Annotated in this window: 19 protein-coding genes; 8 read left to right on the top strand and 11 right to left on the bottom strand. The window is 58.7% G+C overall.

The window, feature by feature from the left end; genetic code table 11:
- Positions 1-29: 29 nt before the first annotated feature.
- Both lpxA and EDC23_RS08815 read right to left on the bottom strand, forming a co-directional pair.
- On the bottom strand, positions 30-812 hold the full coding sequence (gene lpxA, locus EDC23_RS08820) for an acyl-ACP--UDP-N-acetylglucosamine O-acyltransferase (RefSeq protein WP_134083660.1): 783 nt from the start codon (positions 810-812) through the stop codon (positions 30-32).
- A 27-nt stretch (positions 813-839) separates the two neighbouring features.
- On the bottom strand, positions 840-1331 hold the full coding sequence (locus EDC23_RS08815) for a PaaI family thioesterase (protein WP_134083658.1): 492 nt from the start codon (positions 1329-1331) through the stop codon (positions 840-842).
- An 85-nt stretch (positions 1332-1416) separates the two neighbouring features.
- Between EDC23_RS08815 and EDC23_RS08810 the strand changes: the two genes are divergently transcribed.
- A complete protein-coding gene (locus EDC23_RS08810) occupies positions 1417-2913 on the top strand; it encodes a protein adenylyltransferase SelO (protein ID WP_134083656.1) in 1497 nt (498 codons plus the stop codon).
- On the opposite strand, the gene amrS is transcribed toward EDC23_RS08810, so the two are convergent.
- Genes amrS through EDC23_RS08795 form a run of 3 tightly spaced genes read right to left on the bottom strand, consistent with a single transcriptional unit; the run spans position 2905 to position 5641 of the window.
- On the bottom strand, positions 2905-3981 hold the full coding sequence (gene amrS / locus EDC23_RS08805; protein ID WP_166668819.1) for an AmmeMemoRadiSam system radical SAM enzyme: 1077 nt from the start codon (positions 3979-3981) through the stop codon (positions 2905-2907). The genes EDC23_RS08810 and amrS overlap by 9 nt on opposite strands.
- Positions 3982-3992: 11 nt before the next feature.
- A complete protein-coding gene (locus EDC23_RS08800) occupies positions 3993-5252 on the bottom strand; it encodes an ATP-grasp domain-containing protein (RefSeq protein ID WP_166668818.1) in 1260 nt (419 codons plus the stop codon).
- 14 nt (positions 5253-5266) lie between these two features.
- Positions 5267-5641 (bottom strand): HesB/IscA family protein, encoded by a 375-nt coding sequence (locus EDC23_RS08795; RefSeq protein WP_134083650.1) that lies wholly within the window; start codon positions 5639-5641, stop codon positions 5267-5269.
- Between the two features lie 136 nt (positions 5642-5777).
- Between EDC23_RS08795 and EDC23_RS08790 the strand changes: the two genes are divergently transcribed.
- Positions 5778-6062: an oxidative damage protection protein gene (locus tag EDC23_RS08790; RefSeq protein WP_134083648.1), complete on the top strand. Its 285-nt coding sequence runs from the start codon at positions 5778-5780 to the stop codon at positions 6060-6062.
- 8 nt (positions 6063-6070) lie between these two features.
- A complete protein-coding gene (locus tag EDC23_RS08785) occupies positions 6071-6640 on the top strand; it encodes an NUDIX hydrolase (RefSeq protein WP_134083646.1) in 570 nt (189 codons plus the stop codon).
- Between the two features lie 57 nt (positions 6641-6697).
- Here the strand turns inward: EDC23_RS08785 and EDC23_RS08780 are convergent, their stop codons facing one another.
- Positions 6698-7135: a hypothetical protein gene (locus tag EDC23_RS08780; protein ID WP_134083644.1), complete on the bottom strand. Its 438-nt coding sequence runs from the start codon at positions 7133-7135 to the stop codon at positions 6698-6700.
- 118 nt (positions 7136-7253) lie between these two features.
- On the opposite strand from EDC23_RS08780, the gene EDC23_RS08775 reads away from it, so the two are divergent.
- Entirely contained in the window at positions 7254-8417 is a 1164-nt protein-coding gene (locus EDC23_RS08775; protein ID WP_134083642.1) for a hypothetical protein, read from the top strand.
- Positions 8418-8598: 181 nt separating this feature from the next.
- Here the strand turns inward: EDC23_RS08775 and EDC23_RS08770 are convergent, their stop codons facing one another.
- The gene (locus EDC23_RS08770; protein WP_134083640.1) at positions 8599-9750 is read right to left on the bottom strand and encodes an NAD(P)/FAD-dependent oxidoreductase; all 1152 of its coding nucleotides are present in this window, start codon (positions 9748-9750) and stop codon (positions 8599-8601) included.
- Positions 9750-11138 (bottom strand): SAM-dependent methyltransferase, encoded by a 1389-nt coding sequence (locus EDC23_RS08765; protein WP_134083638.1) that lies wholly within the window; start codon positions 11136-11138, stop codon positions 9750-9752. Before EDC23_RS08765 ends, EDC23_RS08770 begins: the two co-directional genes overlap by 1 nt.
- Positions 11139-11288: 150 nt before the next feature.
- On the opposite strand from EDC23_RS08765, the gene EDC23_RS08760 reads away from it, so the two are divergent.
- Both EDC23_RS08760 and EDC23_RS08755 read left to right on the top strand, forming a co-directional pair.
- Complete coding sequence (locus EDC23_RS08760; RefSeq protein ID WP_134083636.1) at positions 11289-11981, top strand: hypothetical protein; 693 nt, start codon at positions 11289-11291, stop codon at positions 11979-11981.
- A 152-nt stretch (positions 11982-12133) separates the two neighbouring features.
- The gene (locus EDC23_RS08755; RefSeq protein WP_166668817.1) at positions 12134-15103 is read left to right on the top strand and encodes a cyclic nucleotide-binding domain-containing protein; all 2970 of its coding nucleotides are present in this window, start codon (positions 12134-12136) and stop codon (positions 15101-15103) included.
- Between the two features lie 135 nt (positions 15104-15238).
- Here the strand turns inward: EDC23_RS08755 and EDC23_RS08750 are convergent, their stop codons facing one another.
- Positions 15239-15952, bottom strand: a complete 714-nt coding sequence (locus tag EDC23_RS08750; protein WP_134083632.1) for a nuclease-related domain-containing protein — start codon at positions 15950-15952, stop codon at positions 15239-15241.
- 147 nt (positions 15953-16099) lie between these two features.
- Between EDC23_RS08750 and EDC23_RS08745 the strand changes: the two genes are divergently transcribed.
- Positions 16100-16501 (top strand): hypothetical protein, encoded by a 402-nt coding sequence (locus EDC23_RS08745; RefSeq protein ID WP_134083630.1) that lies wholly within the window; start codon positions 16100-16102, stop codon positions 16499-16501.
- Between the two features lie 148 nt (positions 16502-16649).
- Here the strand turns inward: EDC23_RS08745 and EDC23_RS08740 are convergent, their stop codons facing one another.
- Together EDC23_RS08740 and EDC23_RS08735 are read right to left on the bottom strand one after the other, a co-directional pair.
- Positions 16650-17576 (bottom strand): adenylate/guanylate cyclase domain-containing protein, encoded by a 927-nt coding sequence (locus EDC23_RS08740; protein WP_134083628.1) that lies wholly within the window; start codon positions 17574-17576, stop codon positions 16650-16652.
- Positions 17577-17663: 87 nt separating this feature from the next.
- The gene (locus EDC23_RS08735; RefSeq protein ID WP_134083626.1) at positions 17664-18356 is read right to left on the bottom strand and encodes a DUF2786 domain-containing protein; all 693 of its coding nucleotides are present in this window, start codon (positions 18354-18356) and stop codon (positions 17664-17666) included.
- 278 nt (positions 18357-18634) lie between these two features.
- Here EDC23_RS08735 and nadA point away from each other — a divergent pair, with 278 nt between their 5' ends.
- Positions 18635-19726 (top strand): quinolinate synthase NadA, encoded by a 1092-nt coding sequence (nadA, locus tag EDC23_RS08730; protein WP_134083916.1) that lies wholly within the window; start codon positions 18635-18637, stop codon positions 19724-19726.
- Positions 19727-20329: the final 603 nt, after the last annotated feature.

Raw genomic sequence — 20329 nt, 5'->3', positions numbered from 1 at the left:
AAGCCATTGCCCCGCGTATTTGATTCCACTCAACCCTTGTCTCGATGAAAGCCCCGCTGCGAGTCGGCAATAAAGCCGGCCAGCTCAGCGGCCGGCGCCGGCGACAGATCCCGCAGTTTAGCCACCGCCGCCTCCAGCTCTGTTCCACTGCGAAACAGCAGTTGATAGGCCTGTTTGAGACTGCGCAGATCCTCGGCTCTGAACCCGGCCCGTTTGAGTCCAACCACGTTCAGTCCCCGCACCCGACCCGGCATGCCATCGGTGATCATGTAGGGTAGCGCGTCCTGAGTGATCTTGCTGTTGCCGCCGATCATCGCCAGCCGGCCGATCCGCACGAACTGGTGAACCATCACCCCGCCGGAGATAAAGGCCCGTTCGGCCACGCTGACAAAACCGCCCAGGGCGGCGTAGGGCGCGATGATCACATTATCACCCAGGACACAATCATGACCGAGATGGACTCCGTTCATCAGATAATTGTGATCTCCCACTCGGGTAACCCCACCCTCCTGGCTGGCGCGATTAATCATCACCGCCTCGCGCAGCACATTGTGGTCGCCGATTTCCACGTAGCTTGGCGTGGCGGGGTCAAACCCCAGATCCTGGGGCAAGCCGCCGATCACGGCATGCTCATGCAGCCGGTTGCCACTGCCCAGTCGGGTGCCGTCATGCAACACCGCGCCGCTGTGCAGGACATTGTTATCCCCCAGTACCACATCATCGTGAATCACCACAAAGGGGCCGATCTCGTTACCCTGACCCAGCCTGGCCTCGCTCGAGACGATGGCAGCTGGATGAATCGTATTGCTCATAGCGTTGTTAATCCGATCACTGTCCCGTCATGACTTGTTGTGCAGATAACCGCGAGGACGAATGGCCACGGTACTTTTGACCACACTGCAACGCACCCCGTCGGTCCGGTAAAAGGCATACTCGAAGGTGGGCGTGCTGCGACCCCGCTGCGCCAGCTCCTCGCGGATACGTGCTTCCAGATCAGGTGGGAACTCAAAACGCAATTCAAGATCGCTGTTGCCGACCTGCTGAAAATCAATCTCGTGCACCCGGGTCCAGACGGCGGTATCGGGAAAGCGTTTGGCGCAGGCCAGGGCGGCAATCGGATCCGACAACGCGGCCTGATATCCCCCGAACATCGACCCGCCCATATTACGCGAAATCATGTTCAAGGGTAACAGCAACCGAATCCGGCGCCAGTCGTCACTCAACTCCAGAACTTTCACCCGCATCAGCCAGAAGGGCGGATACCATTGCAGGCGACGCTTCTCCGACAAAAAGCTCAGCCGACTCAGCAGTTTCAGCAAGTTGATTTTCATCACCCTTGTGTTGCGATCACACCGGTTACTATACACCTATAGGCTACCGGGTGTATTTGTTGACAACCCCGGTACAATATTCATTATGACAAATACCGCACCCCAGTCACCCCCGACGCTGCAACAGTCCCTCTGTTTTGACAACACGTTTGCCCGCCTGCCACAGCGCTTTTACAGTCGCGTCAATCCCACCCCTTTCGAGGCCCCGCACCATCTGGTCAGTTTCAATCCGGCGGTCGCCGCCCTGCTCGGCGTGGACCCCGAACGGAACGATCCACAGGCGTGGATCGACTTGATCAGCGGCCGCAGCCTGCCCGCGGACTGTGAACCGCTGGCCATGCTCTATGCCGGCCATCAATTCGGCCACTATGTACCGCAACTGGGTGACGGGCGCGCGATCCTGCTCGGCGAGGTACGCAATGGGCAGGGTGAGAAGTACGATATCCAGCTCAAGGGCAGTGGTCTGACACCCTACTCACGTAGCGGTGACGGGCGCGCGGTGCTGCGCTCGACCATTCGCGAGTATTTATGTTCCGAAGCCATGCACGGCCTGGGCATTCCCACCACCCGGGCGCTGGCCATCGTCGGCAGTGATGCCGAAGTCTATCGCGAACAGATTGAAACCGGCGCGATTCTGGCACGCATCGCGCCTTCCCATGTGCGCTTCGGATCCTTTGAAGTCTTTTACCGTCGCCAGCAGCATGATGCCGTAAAACAACTGGCCGATTATGTCATCGAACACCACTACCCGGCCCTGGCAACACACTCGCAGCCCTACGTCGCGCTGCTCGAGGAGGTCGTACAACACACCGCCCGCCTGATTGCCCGGTGGCAGGCGGTCGGCTTTGCCCACGGGGTCCTTAACACCGACAACATGTCCATCCTCGGCCTGACCCTGGACTATGGTCCCTTCGGCTTTATGGAACAGTATCAGCCCGGCTACATTTGCAATCACTCGGACTTCCACGGCCGTTACGCCTTTGATCAGCAACCGGGGATCGGCCTGTGGAACCTGAATCAGCTGGCCCAGGCATTAATCCCGTTGATGAGTGTCGAACAGGCGCAGGCGGCGCTGGAACAGTATGAACCGCTGTTTGTTGAACACTATCTGGCGCTCATGCATGCCAAGCTGGGACTGCGGGAGAACAATGACGACACCGCTCAGCTGATCAGCGATCTGCTGGCAGCCATGCAGGCCAACCAGGTGGATTACACCCGGCTGTTCCGGGCGCTGGGTGATTTCGACAGCCACCCGCAAGCCTCTAACACGATACTGCGGGATATGTTTGTCGAGCGCGAGGCCTTCGACAGCTGGGCACAGCGCTATCGAAAACAGCTGCAACAAGAGCAAAGTGACGATGCCTCACGTCGCGAGGCGATGCGCGGGGTCAACCCCAAATACATCCTGCGCAATTACATGGCCCAGATTGCCATCGACAAGGCACAGCAAAACGATTTCAGTGAAGTCGACAGGCTGCTTGAACTGTTGCGCGATCCCTTTGCCGAACATCCGCAGATGGCCCATTACGCGGCTGAACCGCCCGACTGGGCGGATCAGATCGAGGTCAGCTGCTCATCCTGATTGCAGCTGACGCTCGTATTTTTTCAGCAAGACGCCTTCATCGCCGCAACAGTCCGAGGCACATTTTTTCACCTCATGCAACGTGTCCGGATCCTCGTCCAGATAGGCATCGACCGGCAGGTTCTCCTCTGCGCAATCGCAGCCCTTGTCATCGTAGACATAGACCCGGGTAAGACCGGCCTCCCGTGCCATATCATGGGCCTGCCACAAACTTTCCGAGGGAGTGGGCGGCACATCACTTAACTTGAACGCCGGAAAAAATTTAGTGATATGCCAGGGACTGTCGGCACCGAGATGTTCATGAATCCATTCGGCGATCTGCTTGAGCATCACCGGATCATCGTTATAACCGGGAATGATATTGGTACGGGTCTCCACATGAATGCCCAGCTGATGCGCTCGTTCCACCGAATCCAGAACCTGTTGCACACTGGCCCGCGGACAAATCTTTTTATAAAAGTCATTATCCAGGCTCTTAATGTCGGAACAGAGCACATCCACCCACGGCGCCATCAGCTCCAGTGCCTCGTCGGTGACGAAGCTGTTACTGACATAGACGGTATACAGCCCCGCCTCGCGGGCCCGTTGCGAGACATCCAGCACATACTCCAGCCACACCGCCGGCTCCGAGTAGGTAAAGGCGATCCCTTCGACACCATGACGCAGCGCGGCCTCCACCAGCTGCTCGGCGGAAGCGTGCACCGCCGTGGACTCCCCCCGGGCAAGGGCATCCAGCGCTTCGGTGCCCCAGGAAATCTCCAGGTTATGGCAGCCGCCGCAGCGAAAGTTGCAGCCGTAGCTACCCACTGACATCACCCGGGTCCCCGGCCGGAAATGCTTGACCGGCTTATCCTCGATGGGGCCGATATCCATCGCCGAGATGATGCCGTAGGAGAGGTTATACAGCGTGCCGTGGCGATTGACATGCGCTTGGCAAAAACCGCGCTGACCGTGTTTGAGACGACACTGCCATAAACAGAGATTGCAACGGGTCGTGCCGTCGGCCAGTTTTTCCTGCAGACGGGTTTCCACCAGTTTGTATTCTTCGGTTGTCGCGGTACTGCTCAATGACGGACTCCTCAGGCGACATGCACCTGGATCAATGGATCGATGACAATTTCCAGACAGGCATGCGCGTCACGCAACGCCTGTTCGGCCCGGTCCGCATCCGGCGCCCGGGCAAAAATAAAGCCGAGATAACTGCCACCTTCGGGCAGGGGGGCTACCTCATAGCCTTCGCGGATCTGGATACTGATCTCTTCAATATAGGGCACGCGCTGGGCCCGTAACAGCCCCTCGACCCGTTTGAAAATCCCGCCGCGCGGGATCGGGATCATCAGCACCCCGGCGCCCGCCGACTGTGGATCAATCGCCACCGGCCGGTTCATGGCGTGTTGCAGCACCAGTTGCTCCAGAGTCAGCCCCGTGCCGAACTGCAGCAGGCGCCCGCACATACCGCCGATGGTGCGCGCCGCCACCTCCAGTACCCAGACATCCGGGCCGTTCACCCGACACTCGGCGTGGATCGGGCCTTCGCGCAACCCATAAGCCTCACAGGTTGCCTGGATCACCTCGCGCAGCCGCGCCTGTTGCGCCGGGGCAATGCGCCCCGGGGTTATATAATAGGTCTCTTCAAAGAACGGGCCGTTCAGCGGATCCGGTTTGTCGAACAGCGCCAGAAACTGTAGCCGACCGTTGTACAACATCCCCTCGACGGCAACTTCCTCGCCAGGGACAAATTGTTCGACCAGCAGATGCTCACGCAGATAGGCATCGAGATGCGGTTCACGGGCCAGCATGCGCTCAACCCGCTCGCAGGCCTGCACGAACCGGGCGGCATTATCGACCCGGATCACCCCGCGGCTGGCGGAGAGGGCCAGCGGCTTGATCACCGCCGGATAGGCAATCTGCGCCGCCGCGGTCGCAAGCGGTTCACGCAGATCGATCAGCCGGTGTGCCGGTTTGGGGACACCCGCCTGTTGCAGGCGCTCGCGGGCCAGATCCTTGCGCCGGGAGAGGCGCAGCGCTTCGGGCGGATTGTGGGGTAAATCAAAAGTCCGCGCGGCCGCCGCGGCCAGCTCAACCGTGCCGTCATCGGTGCCGATCACAGCACTGAACGGCCCGCCCCGTTCGGCCTCCTCGCAAATCAGCGGCAGGGCACTGTCCACGTCCCGCGGGTCAAGGTGCAGACCGCGGGCGTATTCACTGACCAGCGAGTGCCGTCCCTCGTCGGAGGCGATCAGTACCGGCACGCCCAGCTGATGGGCGGCTTCAAGAAACGGCGCGGTACGATAGCTGCCGTGCGGGGCGATAATCAGAATGCGGGGCGTGGCCGCCACAGCGGGGCGGCCTGCTACGCGGCCCCACCGCAGGCGCCGCAAGCCCCGCTGCCACCCACGCTCTGAAAGACATTATTGAAGACAAACGAGGCGTTCAGTCCTTCTTCGACATAATCGATGTCACTGCCCTTGAGATAACTCAGGGCGATAGCATCCACCACCACCTTGTAGCCGTCCCCTTCGAGGACCTTGTCACGCTCGTCGATGTTCTCGGCATAGGTCATGCCATAGGTCATGCCACCGCAACCTCCGCCACTGACGAAGATGCGAATACCCTCAACGCCACCGTCGGCATTTTGCAAAATGGCATTCAATTGGGCACCGGCCTTGTCGCTGATGCTGATATCCTGTTCCCGGATCACCGGTTGAAAAGACATTGCCTGACTCATGCTATTGCTCTCCTGTGCGCGCGACCTTGCAGGGCCGCTATGAATTGCAGATAATAATTGAGTCCTGTATTAAAGATTTTATCACACAACGGTGTCCACACCAGACACGAAACTCAAAGATTCCCGGAGTAATCACATGGCACGCATGGTTTTCTGTCAGGTTCTCAAACGCGAAGCCCCCGCCCTGGAAGAAGCCCCTTACCCCGGGGAACTCGGACAGCGCATTATTGACAATGTATCCGCCGAAGGCTGGAAGCAATGGCTGGAACGTCTGACCACAATTATTAATGAAAACCGTCTGAGCACCGCCGACCCCGGGAGCCTCGAGTTAATCGAAAAACACATGATCGGCTTTCTGTTCGATGAAGGCGATTATGGCGGACTGCCCAGCGGCTTCGTGCCGCAGGGCCAAAAGAAGTAAGTTCCATCATGAAGTATTGCAGTGAATGCGGGCACCCGGTTACCAATCGAGTCCCCGAAGGTGATAACCGGCCCCGTTATGTCTGTGATCAATGTCAGACAATCCATTACCGGAATCCCAACATCATTGCCGGCACCCTGCCGGTATGGGAAGACAAGGTCCTGTTATGCAAACGCGCCATTGAACCGCGCTACGGCACCTGGACCCTCCCGGCCGGTTTTATGGAACTGGGCGAGACCATGGAACAGGCCGCCCTGCGCGAATCCGAAGAAGAAGCCTGTGCCAATGTGGCAATCGACGACATCTACACCCTGATCAGTCTGCCGCATGTGAATCAGGTCTATGTACTGTATCGGGCCCGCCTGCTGGATCTGGACTTTTGTGCCGGCGATGAAAGCCTCGAGGTGCGTCTATTCAGTGAAGCGGAAATTCCCTGGCAGCAACTGGCATTTCGCACCATCCATTACACTCTGGAAAAATATTTTTCCGATCGCCTGCTGGGCCACTTTTCGATCTACACCCATACCATCAACACCAACAACCGCGCCCCGCAGGAAAAAGAACCCGTTTCCTCCTGAACCGGCGCTCCCAATGCCCAGGCACTTTGACCTCAAGCGATATTCGGAACGCTTACTTCACTCCGGCTGTTGCCATTTGATGCGTGCCAACTGCCAGTCACCTGCCGTCTTTTGCCAACGCATACTCACTGCATAACGCCGGCCCCGCTCCGGTAACCGATTCTTGCCACCGAGCACCAGGGCGTTCAGGGTTACATCGGCCCGCTCCCCGTCAATTCGAATACGCTGATCAGAGGTTACGATCGAAATATTCGGATAACGGCGAAAGTGGTAGAACAGCAGCCCGCGTATCTCCCGGTGCCGCAAATCATCATCAGTCCGAAAATCCTCGGCCAGCGGCGCCAGTACCGGCCCGGTGCGTTGCTCTTCAATCCCCGCTTCCATCGTCTCGATCAACTGCGCAATCCGACTCGCATCATCCGGCTCGCCGCAGCCGGCCAGCGATAACGCCCCGGCCAAAGCCACAATGGCCGCTGAAAATGTGATACGCATCATTACGCCTCCCGACAAATTCGTTATGTTTAGCCCCGTACAGGCTGCCCTGGCGTGCGCCCCGGCCCAACCGGATTCCGATAAAAGCCCAAAACATCAGAACAGGACACCGAACAAGATCATGACCAACGCTGTCTCCCGTCTGCTGGACCGCTTCACGCTACCGGTCAATCGTTTCAGCCTGCAGCGCCTGCTTGAACCCCTGGCAACACGCCAGCCGGTGGTATATCGGGCACTGGTGACCCTGGTGGCGCTGGCAGGTTATCTGTTGCTGTTGCTGTTTCCACTGATTGCCCTGGTGTTATTGCGCGAGCTGCCTCAACAGGTACGTGCTGCCGGCCTGTGGCAGGAGTGGCTGGCGATCGGCATTAACCTGCTTATCGCACTGCTCGCCATCGTCCTCAGTATCCCGTTATTTCGCAACCGCTTCACCCGGCCCCGGGGGCTGGCGATCAACCGGCAGAACGCCCCGAAGCTGACTCAACTGGTGGAGCAACTCCGGCGGGACTTCAAGTATCCCGTACTGGATCAGGTTATCCTGCGCGAGGGTTTCGGCATCGAGGTGAATCGCACACCCCGCGTCGGACTGCCGCTGCTGTACCACAACACGCTGGTGATCGGGCTCGACACTCTGCTCACCCTGCCGCCGGGCCATTTCAAATCCCTGCTGGCGCGGCGTATCGGACAACTTGCCGGAATACATAATCTGCATATCGGCTGGCTCGCCTCCCTGCGCCAGACCTGGCGCCAGTATCAACAGGCGTTCAAACAGCAGACGTCGCCACTGGCCCTGCCCCTGCAGTGTGTGTTTGCCCTGTATGCGCCGTTTTACGCCGGCGTGGCCTTTTACGCCGCCCGCCAGAATGAACTGGAAGCCGATCGTTATGCGCTGGATATCGCCAACGACGAGGAGCTCGCCAGCCTGTTCTCGCAGCTTATTGTTACCGAAACCTTTTTAAGCACCCGGTTCTGGCCCAAGGTTACCCAACTGGCCCGGCGCGGCGGTACCCCGGAACATCTTCCCTATGCCAGCATTACCCGGGTGTTGCGTCGCGGCCTGACTCGCGAAGATATACAGGCCTGGATTAAAGAGGCGTTCGAAATACCGTCCGACACCCGGGACAGTACGCCGCTCCTGGCTCAGCGACTGGAGAATATCGGTCACCACAAACCGGCCTCGCCCCGGCCGCTCAAGGAGACCGCCGCCGATCACTTCATGGATCCGGATGTCATGCAGAAGATCATCGACAAGTTCGATCAGCAGTGGCTGGCGAAGCTTGAATAATAAGATTGCACCGCAGAGGACACAGAGAGCACAGAGGAAATAAAAAGTCGATTCGTGTATTTGTTTATTGAGCCGGCAAAATACAAATCGATCCTGTTTTTAACCCGGTTATCCCGAATTTAATTAAATACCATTTTCCTTTTACCGCTGTGACCTCCGTGCCCCCGGGGTAAAAAGATTTTTACGGGTTCCGGGATACCGGCATGGGCTGTTGCAGGGGCGGCTGGTGGGATTGCAGGAACCAGCGATCGATAACCACCTTGCGGGTAAACCAGTGGGTCTGCATCAAGCGGCTGGCCAGCCGCCGTTTGACACCCGGCGGTAACCGTTCGAGCAGTGACGGGGCCGGCTGGCGCTCGCCGAAGCGCTCTTCCAGCATCTGTTGATAGGGCTGCAGTTTTTCGCGGGAGTAGTCGCCGGCGGCGTCGCGAATCACCCCGGAAGCCAGCAATGCCGATTCGATGGCCGGGCGGATGCCCTCTCCGCTTTGCGGATAGGCCAGACCGGCCGCATCCCCGATCAACAACACCCCTTCGTCGACCACCTGGCGCAGGGCATGGGGATATAATAAATAGGCGTGGCCCTGAAACTTGTCGGCAATATCAAAATCGAGCCGGCCCGACTCGCGCAGCGAATCACAAAACGCCTGTACATGTTCCGACAGACGGTGATTGTCTTCCCGGCCGAGACCGACATTCAGATAATCGCCCTTGCGAAATATCCAGCCATAGCCTTTCAGATCCGGGGTAAAGAACAGTTCCGGCACCTCCGGCTCGGCGTGGCAGCCGGCCTTTTGTTCTTCGTTCATTTCAAATTCGATCTCCTGGGCCGTCACCGCCTTTTCGCTGCTGCCCGGTTTGGCGCCAATGCGCCGGGCCACGGGACAAAAATGGCCACCGGCACCGATCACCAGTGACGCCCGGGTGGCTCCGTTGATCAGCCAGCGGTCCCCGTCGCGTTCCATACTCTTGAAGGCCTGACCCAGTATCAATTCGGCGCCGCTACGGCGTAACAGGTATTCATCAAACTCACGCCGACGAATGCCGTAACTGACCGGTCCGTCCTGGTAATGGGTCTCGACCTGTTGCTGACCCAGCTGGCTGACCCGAAAGCCGCTAATCGGTTGCAGGGTCCGGCCTCCATCACGATAATCATCCAGATCGATCGCCAGGGCGTTGACCACCGCCGGGGTGACCCAACCGGCGCAGACCTTGTCGCGCGGGAATTCACGCTTGTCCATGACGGCAATACGCAAATCACTGTCGCGCAACGCCCAGGCCAGGGAGGAACCGGCGGGCCCGCCGCCGACGATCAGAATATCCACGTCCGTCATTACTGCCTCGCTACACCGCCGTCCTGTTGATACAGATACGCCCGCGACCAGGGCAGATCGTTGTGATCCGCCCGGTTGAACACCACCTGGAACAGCTGCAACTCACCGCTGGTAAAGGCGGCGATGGAGCCGCACAGATAGAGGCGCCAGGCGCGCACGAATTCCTCGTCAAACATCTCCCGCACGGTATCCGTGTTGTCATCAAAACGGGCCAGCCAGTGCTGGAGGGTTTTGGCGTAATGCAGGCGCAGGTTTTCCACATCCTGAATCGAGAATCGGTGCGGTTCAAAGATATCCATCATCTCGCGTAACGAGGGGGGGTAGGCGCCGGGGAAAATGCGCCGCTCGATCCACGGATTCATGGGCCCGGCAACGTTACGACCAATGGTATGGATCAAGCCTCGCCCGTCCGGTTTGAGACAACCATCAATCACATCCGCCAGTGCCGTATAGTCCGGGGTGCCAACATGCTCCAGCATGCCCACCGAGACAAACACGTCAAAGTCGCCACGGATGTTGCGATAATCATCCTCGATATACTCAACCTGATCGGCCAGGCCTTGTTTTTGTGCCTGTTCCCGGGCAAAGCGCAACTGCTCGCGGGAGATGTTATACGCCTTGACCGTCACGCCGTAATGCTTGGCCATAAACCGGGCCAGCCCGCCCCAGCCACAACCGGCCTCCACCACCGTATCCCCCGGTTTGAGTTGCAGCTTGCGGCAAACATGGTGCAACTTGGCAGTCTGCGATTCCTCGAGGGTCATTTCGGGATCGGGAAAATAGGAACAGGTGTACTGCATGGCGACCTTGTCGAGCCACAACTGATAAAAGTCGTTGCTGAGATCGTAATGGTGATAGATGTTGTCCCGCGCCCGGGACAGCGAGTTGGCGATGCGCCGATGTCCGAGCCATTTCAACACGCGGCGGAACCAGCCCCGTTGACGATTTTTCTTGAGTCCCGAGTAGACTTCTTCGAGAAAGCGGACCAGATCGCCTTCAACATTGATGCGTCCGGCACTGTAGAGATCACCGAAATGCAGCTCGGGGTTGAGCGCCAGTTTCCAGATCGCCAGGCGATCGTGAAACCGCAGCGTCGCCACCGGCTGTTCCACGCTGTGGATCAGTTTACCGTCCCACAGGGCGGTATTGATCGGCGGGTGGGAGGCCACTTCCAGAATTTTCAGCACAAACCAGCGATCCAGGGCTGTTACGGTACCGAAGGGATGTCCGCCTTCCTGCTGACGCCGGCCAGCCTTGATCCCGATACGCCGCACGCCTTCTTCCTGTTCATCCACTCCCCAGGCCTGCTTCTTGCGCTCGGTTACTGTCAGCGATGCCTCTTCCCCTTGCTGGCTTTCTTCTGCTTTTTTTTCCTGTTCGCGCGTCATTGCACCTGTTTTCCTTGAGATTCGCTAGTAGTATCAGGAGTCAAATAATAGCAGGCTTCGGAAAGTTCCGCAGCGCCAAGCCTGGCTGTTGACTATGCCGCATATTGCCGCAATTATCCAGTACTCCACTTTGCGGATTAGTGCCAATTCATGTCGAACATTTTTACTGTCGTACCGTCCCCCGCCATGGCCCTGTCGGGATTGCTGCTGGCCGGCTTCAGCGGCCCGGCTACGGCTGACTATCCACCGAACAGCCTCGATTTGTCATTGCAGATCGCACACCATGAAACCCGCTGGCAGTATGCGGGCCAGACCGTGACCAGCAAGAGTTCCATCCTCGGCGTCCGGGTGCGGGAGACGCTGGCACCGCGACTGAGCGGCAGTCTGTATGCCGGTTATCTGGACCTCAGCCAGCCCAACAACCCGCTGAGTGCGGCACAGGTCACGACCGGTTATCAAACCGGGATCGAGCTGGACTTGCTGCTGCTGGACATGAACCGACTGCGGCTGGAGCTGAGCGGCGGCTATCGCTACCAGGACACCGAGGGTCACGCGGATAATACAAACGTCGAGCTTGTCTGGCACGACACCTATGCGCAGCTCGGACTGACTATCCCGCTCACCGAACACCTCGAATTCCAGGCCCTCGGCGGCACCTCCCGGACCAGCGGCGAGCAACGGGCCAGCGGCGATACCGACCAGCTGCTCACCTTCGATGAGCAGAGACAGGGTTATTACGCCGCCGGCCTCTCCTACTGGGTGGACAGCACAGGCTATCTGAGCGCAAGCTGGCTGGGCGGCAACCGTGACGGCTTTCGACTCGGTTTTCATCGCGGTTTTTGAGCGGCCTGGCGGGCACAGAATTGACCCCTTTGTGAGGGCTATCACAACATACGTCCTTATATTGGTCTAAATTTCACGTACCCCTTATGTTGCGCCCCAAACGGCCGTTAGCACGGGGGCAGATTCGCCACCCGGGAAGAAATGACGCAACCATGCCCAGTAAAACCAAACTCGATAAAAACCTGCTCAAGGGCCTGGAGCCGTTGGGGAATCTTCCCCACGACAAGCTCGGTGAACTGGTCAGCAAGGCGACCATTGAGGATCTGTCGGCCGGCCGGGTGCTGTTCCGCGAAGGCGAGAAAGACAACCGGACCCTTTATCTCATCAGCGGCCAGGTCGAGCTCCAGCGCAGTGGCGAGAAAAAGTCGCGCATCATAAAAGCCAGAAATGCCGAGGCCTGTAAACCGCTGGACAACCACCAGCCGCATACCGCTACCGCCCGGGCCAAAGGGCCGGTGACCGTCGTCAGCATCGACTCGGCGCTGCTCGAAATCATTCTCAACGATACCCCCCTGGACGCCTACGAGTTCGAGGTCACCGAAATCTCAGGCGATGACACCACCGACTGGATGCTGCGATTTCTGCAGTCCCGGGCTTTCCTCAAACTGCCGACCGAGAACATTCAGGCCATCCTGATGCGCATGGAAGAGCTGGCGGCAAAAAAAGGCGAGGTGATTCTGCACCAGGGCGACAAGGACGACTATTACTACATTGTGCAAAGCGGCAGCTGCAGCGTATCCCGGCGCCCCGCCCCCAAGGCCGGCGAAATTCAGCTGGCCACGCTGCACGAAGGTGACGGTTTTGGCGAAGAGGCCCTGATCACCAACGGCCGGCGCAACGCCAACGTCACCATGCAGGAAGACGGCGTCCTGATGCGGCTGCAAAAAGCGGATTTTCTGACCTATCTCGCCGAACCGTTGATCACCCGCTTTTCCGAAAGCGAGACCGCCGCCAAACTGGACAGCGGCGCCCTGCTGATCGATGTGCGCAATCACGAGGAATTCAATCAGCAGCATGTGGACGGCTCGGTCAACATTCCCCTGTCGATGCTGCGTCTGAAAACCGGGGAACTGAATCCCGAGCGTGAATATATCCTGGCCAGTGTCGACGGCACCCAGAGCGCCGCGGCCGCCTTCCTGCTCACCCAGCACGGCTTCCAGTGCGGCATTCTCGACGGAGGCCTGGAAGCAGCCAGTTTTCAGCTGACCGGCAGTAACGAACCGGCCGCCGCCGGGGTCACCGCCGCCCCCGCCAGCAAGCGCACCGCGGCCGCGGAAAAAACCCGTCAGGCCGCCGAAGACCGGGCACGCAAAATCAGCCAGCAGGCCAACACTGCTCGTCACGAAGCCGAACAACTGGCCCAGAAAACCGCCAGTGCCGAGCAGGCCAAAAACCAGGCCGAACAGGAGATCCAGCGCCTCGCCGACCAGCAGGGCAAACAGGCCGAACAGGCCGCCCGCGAAAAGGCCGAGCAGGCACGCCAGCAGGCCGAAGCTGAATTACGCGAGATCCAGGCCGCCAAACAGGCCAATGAAGAGAAACAGCAGGCCCTGGACGAATCCCTGAAACGGGCCAGGCAGATTGCCGCCGAAGCGAGTCAGGCCGCGGAACGTTCCCGCCAGCAGGCCGAAAAGGAGGCCGAAGCGATCCGGCACAAGGCGCGCGAAGAAGCCAGCCAGCTCAAACAGGAGATGGAAGCGACCCGCCGCCGCTTTGAACAGCAATCCAGTCAGGCGGAGCAGGAAAAAGAAGCCCAGCGCCAGGCCGCCATCGAACAGGCGCGCAAGGAGGCCGAAAGTATCCGGCAACAGGCCCAGAGCGAGGCCGAACGGCTGCGCACCGAACTGGAAAACGCCCGCCAGGCCGTCAATCAGCGTGCGGCCAAAGTCGAACAAGAAGAGCGGCAGAAACAGGTCAGCCTGCTGGAACAGGCCCGCGCCCGGGCCATGGAACTGGCCGAGAAAACCACCCGTATCGCGGAGCAGGAAGCCGAAGAGATCCGGCGCAAGGCCCTGGATGAGGCGGAACAACTGCGCCAGGAGATGGAGCAGACCCGCCAGCAAGTGATGGACCACGCCAGCCGTGCCCAGCAAGAAGCCGAACGACAGGCTCGCCGCGAGGCCGAAGCCCGCGCCAAAGAGGACACCGAACAACAGGCCCGCCTCGAGGCCGAGGCCCGCGCCAAAGAGGACGCCGAACAACAGGCCCGCCTCGAGGCCGAAGCCCGCGCCAAAGAAGACGCCGAACAACAGGCCCGCCGCGAGGCCGAAGCCCGGGCCACAGAGGACGCCGAACAACAGGCCCGCCGCGAAGCCGAAGCCCGCGCCAAAGAGGACGCCGAACAACAGGCCCGCCGCGAAGCCGAAGCCCGCGCCAGGGAAGACGCCGCCCAAAAACAGGAACACGAGCGCGAAGCGCGACGTCAACAAGCGATTCGTAACGCCAAAGCACAGCGCGAGGAACATGCCCGGCGCATGGCCGAAGAGATCAAGGCCAAGCTCGAAGAGGCGGAACAACAGCGTCAGAATGATGAACAACAACAACGGGGCAAGGGATTTTCCATCGCCCGGGCCACCATCAAACGGAAGGATGGACGCATTATCCTCGAAGGTGAAGAGGATATTTTCATCTTCAAGGAGCCGTCAGTGACGCCGGAACAGGTTGAAGCTGAACTGGCCGGGAAACGCCGGCAACAGCCCAGCCCCGCCAAAAACGACCTCCCCTCCTTCGACATTGAAGGAACGAATAAACCGGCCTTCAAACCGGCCAATACCCGGAACGTGCACGCACGACTCGCTGAACAACAGGCCAACCGTCAACGGCAGCGTAAAAAGCGTCACGCCTTGGCTCTGGTCGCAACCCTGTTGCTGGCCCTGGGCAGCGGTGGCGCCTATGTTTTCCTGCATCCGGAACTGCTCAATGAACACCTGGTCGCCCGCTCCGAATCCGGCAAAAGCACCACCACCAAGGCGTCAGTCGGCCCGATGAACAATGAAAAAGACAGGCAGAACGACGAAGAAAACGATCAAACCGGGCAGAAACAGGAAAACAATCTGCAAGCCAGTATTCGGGAGCGTTTTGATGATCTGGTACAAGAGTGGAAAGAGGTCGTCTCGCCCTGAGATCAGATCACCCGTTACCACAACTCCCGGCACCTCTATTCACCCCGGTCTTGCCGGCTATGATTTTCAAACAAGGGGCCGAGCAGGCTCAACGGCATTTCATACATGTACCGTTCGATCTCCGGAACACGTAATTTAACGCAGCAGATAATATGCACCCAGCCAGACGCTCGCTATCAGCAGTACAAAAAGCCCCGTCACCATGCGCACGTTGAACGCCGAATCTTTCTCGATGGCATACTCCTGCCGCAGCTGCGACATCTCCGGTGTCAGTACCTGACGCTTTAATGACTCCCAGGCCTGCCAGTAGGCGGAAGGCACCTCGCGTGTTCGGTATTGCTCACCCAGTGCATCCAGTTCCTCAATCGAGAGCAGTTTATCCGGCCGACCCTTGGGAAACTCGACGCCCGGCGTAAAGACCACACACCCCTCTACCGGTATTTTTGCGGCATAACCTTTCACTGCCTGTATTTCACTTTGCAGTTGAGGTAACGGATTCGAAAACTTGTAGGTGCGCTTGCCCAGAACCTGGGTCCAGTTGTCGATACCGTCGGCGGCGAACACCACTCCCTGATAACGATGCACCGGCAACACCAGCAAACCGTCCGGGGTCAGCAACAGGTTTTCCAGATACACCACACCATCCATGCCGTCTGAGATCACCACCTGATGCAATACATCCGCCCCCACGGCGCGAATTTTTTTTTGCAAGCGCCGGTCACGGTACCCGCGGCGCAATGTCGGCCAACTGAGGAATACTCCCGCCAAAAACAGCACCAGCGCGATGCCCCAGACTATCCAGGGTCCATTATCTTGAGTTAACAGGCTTGTCAGCGTATCGATTTGCATATTGGCGCAGGTTTTGTTTATATCTTCTATAATACGGAAAATGGATGACTCATGCCATGCCACAGGTTCGATCTGCTCACAAAACCGACCTATACTGAATCACAAACCCGAATCAAACCCGGCTCCAGGGGAGCGCCCTGATTACCCATGCATCACGATTACGAACAACAACTGAAAGACGCCGAACAAATCGTCAATGCGTACGGCAAGGTCCTGGCGCAACTGGACGGCATCAATTACGGCCATCCACAATCACTGCTGCCCTGCGATCGGGAAGAGATAAAAAGCGCGATTCAGCTGTTGTTGTGGGAGCTGGAGGGCGATGAACAGGATATCTGCAACAGTCTGGCACAGAGTTATGTCTATCTGGCGCAGTTCATTCCCGACGACGAAGCACAAATCATCGCCGCCGGACAAAGCATTTTATCCTCCAGTAACTTCGACGATGCGCATCTGGAAGAAGCGGACGAAGCGGCCCGGATCATTAACCGCATCAAGCTGGAAATGGAAGAAATGATCCTCGATGTGCGCAAATTCATGCGCGCCTGAAAACCCGGTGCTGAGTGCTGAGTGCCAAGTAGTAGGCCCGATATAGCACCCTGCGGGCATAAACTCCGCGGTATCGGGCATTTCTCCGGTTGTGCCGGACACCGCGTTGCTATGTCCGGCCTACCTGCTCAGGACTCAGCACTGTCTGCTAGTTCAACGCCGCAAGAATCTGCCTGACCTCGTCAAACGCCAGGCTGCACACCCGGATCGGATCACGCTTACCCTTGATACGCAAGTGATGTGTCTTGCCGGCCAGCGATGGTTCAGGCAGATGCCGGTATGCGGTTTCACTCAATACCATGTCACTGCCGAAAATCTTGGTCGCGCTTTCCAGGCGAAAGGCGATATTCACTGCATCACCCAGGGCGGTATTGTCATGGCCGATGCCCATCGAGGCGGCGCCGGTGTTGATGCCCACGCCGATTTTAACCGGCTCCGGCAGGTCACTGAAAGCGCTGTTCAGTTCCCGGGTAATCTCGTTGATCAGCAATGCGGCACTGAGTGCCTGTTTTAATGTCTTGCTTTGATCCTCGGTCGATTCCCAGCGGGCAAACACGCAATCGCCGATAAACTTGTCCACTGTGCCGACGTTGTCGAAAATCGCGTTACTCACATTGTGGAACCAGCGGTTCATCAGCTTGGTGAGAGTACGGATATCGACCTGTTCGGAGAGCGAGGTAAACCCCCGGATATCCGCCACCAGCACGGTGATCTGTTTAATCTCCAGACTGTCGGAGATGACGGTGTCTTGCAGGGAGAGCTTGTTACCTTCGCCGGTTTCTTTTTTGCTTTGTTCAAACAGTATATCGAATCGGCCAATGGTAATCCGATCGCCGTTCTTCAGCAGTTTGGGCATGGCCACGCGCTGACGGTTGACAAAACTGCCGTTGGAGCTGCCACCGTCGATCAGATAATAGTCGCCACTGCCGATGCAACGAATCATGGCGTGATTGCGCGAGGCGTGCAGATCCGGCAACACCACATCGCTGTTCATATCACGCCCGAGCGTCAGCACCGATTTACACGGGATCTTGCGAACGACACCATCGAGTTTATAGGTAATATAGGTCGACATTGGTCATGCCTGCCTCCCACAGACCGGGAAAACAGCATACCAAAAATGAGAGATTACGTCCCGACCGTCAAACGACAGGCCCGGCGTTCAGGCCGACTGCTTCAGCGCCGGCAGACCGGGGCGCATCCGGGTAGCGATGGAGCGAAACAGGGTTACCGCGTCACCCGCGCGCATGCCGCTGAGAATCGCCTCATAATCCTGCTCCGCGGTCTGCAACGCGTCCTGATACCACTGCTCGCCGGTATCGCCATATTGTTCGCGGATATAGGCGTCCACCGCCTCGCGGGTGGCCGGTTCACTGCTGAACTCGGCAACGGTGCGGGCCACCCGGATCAGCCAGGCCTGCACAAAGACCTCGCCACGGCGATCGCGCTCGGCCCGGGACTCGATCGCCAGCCCGGCCACGAACTGCTCACGGGCCCGCTCCAGCTGGCGATAGAGCACACTGAAACAGTAGCCGGCCACCTGTGGCGCCTGTTCAAGACCGATGAAACGAAATTCCGGCGAGCGGCCGTAACGACGCGAGACCAGCACCCGGCAGTCGAACGCCTCACAGACCAGGTTTGACAGCGCCACCGCCCAGAACGGCGGGTTATAGCGCATGCCCGAATCGATTACCGACTCGGCCACCCCGGCGGCCCGGATCTGATCCTCGCTGATCCGGTGTTTGCGCATCAGCCGATGGGCCTGACGCAGCGCCGCGGCGGCCTCATTGGGATTGGCGGATTCGGACAAACGCAGGCACTTGCAAATCTTGTCAATGATTTTCAGGTTATTCATGCACCATTCCTTGCTGCTTCTTTCCTGTTATATTACAAAAATATCAGTCTGTTACAAGATATTTTTAGTAAAATACTTTAAATATCTCCTCCGATCGATTATTTTTTAACCAGCCTGTCGACCAACGCCTTGTGCGCTTGGCTCGCAAACCCTATATAAATGGATGACAGCCGATGACCGGACTCCCCCCCATCGGCTATATACCCCCAGAATGACCGCTGTAGGTAAGCTATAGCAGGAAACCGGTCACAAAACGCGTCAACCACTTGGTGAAGATGATGAATTCCGCCCAGGCTCCAACCATCGATATCGAACCGATTCGCCAGCAGGCGCTGCTGACGCCGCCGGCCAAACCGCTGAGCGAGGCCGAGCGCCAGGCACTGTTCGCGCGCCTCAAACGGCTGCTCAAGGAGAAGGACGCGGTGCTGGTGGCCCACTACTATACCGACGACGACCTGCAGCAGCTGGCCGACGAAACCGGCGGCTGCGTCTCCGACTCGCTGGAGATGGCCCGCTTCGGCCATGACCACCCGGCCGGCACCATCGTCGTGGCCGGGGTGCGTTTCATGGGCGAGACCGCCAAGATCCTCAACCCCGAAAAACGGGTGCTGATGCCGACCCTGCAGGCCGAGTGCTCGCTGGATCTCAGCTGCCCGGCGGACCGGTTCAGTGCCTTCTGCGATCAGTACCCCGACCGCACCGTGGTGGTCTATGCCAACACTTCCGCCGAGGTGAAGGCCCGCGCCGACTGGGTGGTCACCTCCAGCATTGCCACCAAAGTCGTGCAGCACCTGCACGAAAAAGGCGAGAAGATCATCTGGGCACCGGATCGCTATCTGGGCGACTATGTGCAGAAGGTCACCGGGGCCGATATGGTCCTGTGGCAGGGCGCCTGCATCGTGCACGACGAGTTCAAGGCCGCCGAGCTGCGCAAGCTACACGAGAAACACCCCGGGGCGGCGGTGCTGGTGCACCCCGAATCCCCGGCCGATGTGATCGAGCAGGCTGATGTGGTCGGCTCCACCACCCAGTTGATCAACGCGGTGCACAATCTGCCCAACGAGACCTTCATCGTCGCCACCGACAGGGGCATTTTCTACAAGATGCACGAAGCGGCGCCGGATAAAAAACTGATCGAGGCGCCCACCGGCGGCATCGGTGCCTCCTGCGGCAGTTGCGCCCACTGCCCGTGGATGGCGATGAACGGCCTGCAGAACCTGGCCGACTCCCTCGAACAGGGCACCAACGAAATTCATGTGGATCCCGAAATCGGTCGACAGGCCAGAGTCTCGGTCCAGCGCATGATCGACTTTGCCGCCGAACTGAAAACCGGCGCCATCGGCGAAAGCAACATCGCCTCCCCCGCCTGATGCCACACGGCTCCCGGCAAGAATCACCACCGAAACACCAACGACACTGAAAGGTCCGCCATCACGTCTTCAGTGCGTTCGGTGGTCAGTGGTGCAGAACAGGTTGCGCGGATGCGCTACCTGACTTCCCGAATCTGACGGATGTCACGCAGGCTGTCGCCAGCGTGACCTACGCCGCTGACGCTAATTTTACCACGAAGACACGAAGTCTCGAAGTGTATTAATGAAACATTGGCAAATCACCGTCTCAGGCGATGAGACACAAACAGGCATTGCCGTCCCCGTATGCTTCGTTGTGGAGAATGGCTCTCGTTCGACCCGGCAAGGTGCAGGTCAGGTTGCGCGGATACGCTACCTGACTGCCCGAATCTAACGGATGTCACGCCGGCCCTCGGCAGCGTGACTTTTTTACCACGAAGACACGAAATCTCGAAGTGTATTAATGAAACATTGGTAAACCACCGTCTCAGGCGATGAAACACAAACAGGCGTTGCCGTCCCCGTATACTTCGTTGGAGAATGGCTCTTTCGACCCGGCAAGGTGCAGGTCAGGTTGCGCGGATGCGCTACCTGACTGCCCGAATCTAACGGATGTCACGCCAG

Source organism: Thiohalophilus thiocyanatoxydans (assembly GCF_004366735.1).
Taxonomy (GTDB): domain Bacteria; phylum Pseudomonadota; class Gammaproteobacteria; order UBA6429; family Thiohalophilaceae; genus Thiohalophilus; species Thiohalophilus thiocyanatoxydans.
The sequence above is the reverse complement of the archived record's forward strand: the minus strand, read 5'-3'. Positions and strand labels throughout refer to the sequence as shown.

What these genes read in the sequence shown, in the direction of transcription:
- lpxA (WP_134083660.1), bottom strand. Translation starts at nt 812, where the DNA reads ATGAGCAATACGATTCATCCAGCTGCCATCGTCTCGAGCGAGGCCAGG.
- EDC23_RS08815 (WP_134083658.1), bottom strand. Translation starts at nt 1,331, where the DNA reads ATGAAAATCAACTTGCTGAAACTGCTGAGTCGGCTGAGCTTTTTGTCG.
- EDC23_RS08810 (WP_134083656.1), top strand. Translation starts at nt 1,417, where the DNA reads ATGACAAATACCGCACCCCAGTCACCCCCGACGCTGCAACAGTCCCTC.
- EDC23_RS08795 (WP_134083650.1), bottom strand. Translation starts at nt 5,641, where the DNA reads ATGAGTCAGGCAATGTCTTTTCAACCGGTGATCCGGGAACAGGATATC.
- EDC23_RS08790 (WP_134083648.1), top strand. Translation starts at nt 5,778, where the DNA reads ATGGCACGCATGGTTTTCTGTCAGGTTCTCAAACGCGAAGCCCCCGCC.
- EDC23_RS08785 (WP_134083646.1), top strand. Translation starts at nt 6,071, where the DNA reads ATGAAGTATTGCAGTGAATGCGGGCACCCGGTTACCAATCGAGTCCCC.
- EDC23_RS08780 (WP_134083644.1), bottom strand. Translation starts at nt 7,135, where the DNA reads ATGATGCGTATCACATTTTCAGCGGCCATTGTGGCTTTGGCCGGGGCG.
- EDC23_RS08775 (WP_134083642.1), top strand. Translation starts at nt 7,254, where the DNA reads ATGACCAACGCTGTCTCCCGTCTGCTGGACCGCTTCACGCTACCGGTC.
- EDC23_RS08770 (WP_134083640.1), bottom strand. Translation starts at nt 9,750, where the DNA reads ATGACGGACGTGGATATTCTGATCGTCGGCGGCGGGCCCGCCGGTTCC.
- EDC23_RS08765 (WP_134083638.1), bottom strand. Translation starts at nt 11,138, where the DNA reads ATGACGCGCGAACAGGAAAAAAAAGCAGAAGAAAGCCAGCAAGGGGAA.
- EDC23_RS08760 (WP_134083636.1), top strand. Translation starts at nt 11,289, where the DNA reads ATGTCGAACATTTTTACTGTCGTACCGTCCCCCGCCATGGCCCTGTCG.
- EDC23_RS08755 (WP_166668817.1), top strand. Translation starts at nt 12,134, where the DNA reads ATGCCCAGTAAAACCAAACTCGATAAAAACCTGCTCAAGGGCCTGGAG.
- EDC23_RS08750 (WP_134083632.1), bottom strand. Translation starts at nt 15,952, where the DNA reads ATGCAAATCGATACGCTGACAAGCCTGTTAACTCAAGATAATGGACCC.
- EDC23_RS08745 (WP_134083630.1), top strand. Translation starts at nt 16,100, where the DNA reads ATGCATCACGATTACGAACAACAACTGAAAGACGCCGAACAAATCGTC.
- EDC23_RS08740 (WP_134083628.1), bottom strand. Translation starts at nt 17,576, where the DNA reads ATGTCGACCTATATTACCTATAAACTCGATGGTGTCGTTCGCAAGATC.
- EDC23_RS08735 (WP_134083626.1), bottom strand. Translation starts at nt 18,356, where the DNA reads ATGAATAACCTGAAAATCATTGACAAGATTTGCAAGTGCCTGCGTTTG.
- nadA (WP_134083916.1), top strand. Translation starts at nt 18,635, where the DNA reads ATGAATTCCGCCCAGGCTCCAACCATCGATATCGAACCGATTCGCCAG.